This window comes from Pedobacter sp., assembly GCF_045628745.1.
In the GTDB taxonomy this organism is placed as follows: Bacteria; Bacteroidota; Bacteroidia; order Sphingobacteriales; family Sphingobacteriaceae; genus Pedobacter.
The window spans coordinates 1-1,844 of sequence record NZ_JAZQPU010000136.1 but is presented as its reverse complement, the minus strand read 5'-3'; the positions used below and the strand labels follow the sequence as shown (position 1 = coordinate 1,844).

At 43.0% G+C, this 1,844-nt stretch carries 1 protein-coding gene; it reads left to right on the top strand.

Annotated features, from left to right (window positions below):
- Positions 1–48: 48 nt before the first annotated feature.
- A partial coding sequence (gene nagB / locus ACR2F7_RS05785) for a glucosamine-6-phosphate deaminase (RefSeq protein ID WP_432712638.1) occupies positions 49–1,844 on the top strand: 1,796 nt, incomplete at its 3' end.

The window sequence follows — 1,844 nt, the reverse complement described above, 5'->3', positions numbered from 1 at the left end:
ATTCTCCCCTATATTTACTACTCCGAATCAATATTAACAACCTAATAAATGGCTAGATTAAATCTATTAGAAGAAACACGCTTTGAAAAACTGCCTGTTTCTGTTTTCGACGATGCAAAGTCTGCATCCTTACATGTAGCGCACCGTATTGCAACATTGATTAAAAGAAAACAAGCAGAAAATACGATAGCAGTGCTAGGCTTAGCAACTGGGGTAACACCAATTGCGGTTTATGAAGAACTTGTCCGTTTACACAAAGAGGAAGGGCTGAGTTTTAAAAACGTGGTGACCTTTAACCTTGATGAATACTACCCTATGCAGCCTACTGCTGCACAGAGTTATGTAACCTTCATGAATGAAAACCTTTTTAATCATATCGATATTGACAAAAACAACATCAACATTCCTGACGGTACCTTAACGCAGGAAGAAATTCCTCAGTTCTGCCTCAACTACGAAAAGAAAATTACCAGTGTGGGTGGATTAGACATCCAGCTGCTGGGAATCGGACGTACAGGTCACATTGGTTTCAATGAGCCCGGTTCTGCGCCAAACTCTGGCACGCGACTGGTTACTTTAGATGACCTGACTAAAAGAGATGCCGCAAGAGACTTTGGTGGCAAATCTTTTGTACCTACAAAAGCCATTACCATGGGTATAGGCACAATTTTCAAAGCCCGAGAAATCATTTTGATGGCCTGGAGCAGAAAAAAAGCAAGCATCATCAAAAAAGCGGTAGAAGGAGAAATTTCAAGTGAAGTACCGGCTACGTATCTGCAGCTTTCTGAGCATGTAGAGTTTATTCTGGATGAAGCCGCAGCCTCTGACCTCACCCGTTTTGATACACCATGGTTAGTGAAAGATTGTACCTGGGATGAGAAATTAACCCGCAAAGCGGTCATCTGGCTAGCTAACACCCTTAAAAAACCGATCTTAAAATTAACGGAAGACGATTTCAATAACCATGGCATGGCACAACTTGCCCTGGAGAAAGGTCCTGTTTACAATATCAACATTCATATTTTCAATAAACTGCAGCATACCATTACAGGATGGCCGGGTGGTAAACCCAATGCAGATGATAGCCAAAGGCCAGAACGTGCCCTGCCTGCGAAAAAAAGAGTTCTTATTTTCTCTCCACACCCTGATGATGATGTGATATCTATGGGTGGTACTTTCATCAGGCTGGTAGACCAGCAACATGATGTACATGTGGCCTACCAGACTTCTGGAAATACAGCCGTATGGGATGATGATGCTTTGCGTTTTGTGGAATTCAGTATTGACTTCTCCAAAAAAATGGGCTTAGGACAGGATGCACTGCAAAAAATATATGATGACATGCGTACTTTCATGGAAAGTAAGCGACCAAACCAGGTAGACACGCCAGAAATTCAATCTGTAAAAAGCATCATCCGTAAAGGAGAAGCTACTGCCGGTGCAAGATACTGCGGTCTTGAAGATGACCATATTCATTTTATGGCCTTACCTTTCTATGAAACCGGTAAAATTCAAAAGAGCCCCGTAACCCAGAAGGATATTGAAATTACCATAGAATTGCTGCAACAAGTTAAACCGCAGCAGGTCTTTGCTGCTGGTGATTTCGAGGACCCTCACGGTACACATGTGGTGTGCTTTAACATTGTACTTGCCGCTTTAGTAGAACTCCGTAAAACGGAAGCCTGGGCGCAAGACTGCTGGCTGTGGATGTACCGCGGGGCATGGCAGGAATTTGAAACCCATGAAATTGAAATGGCCGTACCTTTGAGTCCACAAGAACTCGAGAAAAAGAAATATGCTATCTTCAAACACCAGTCGCAGAAAGATCGCGCTGTTTTTCCGGG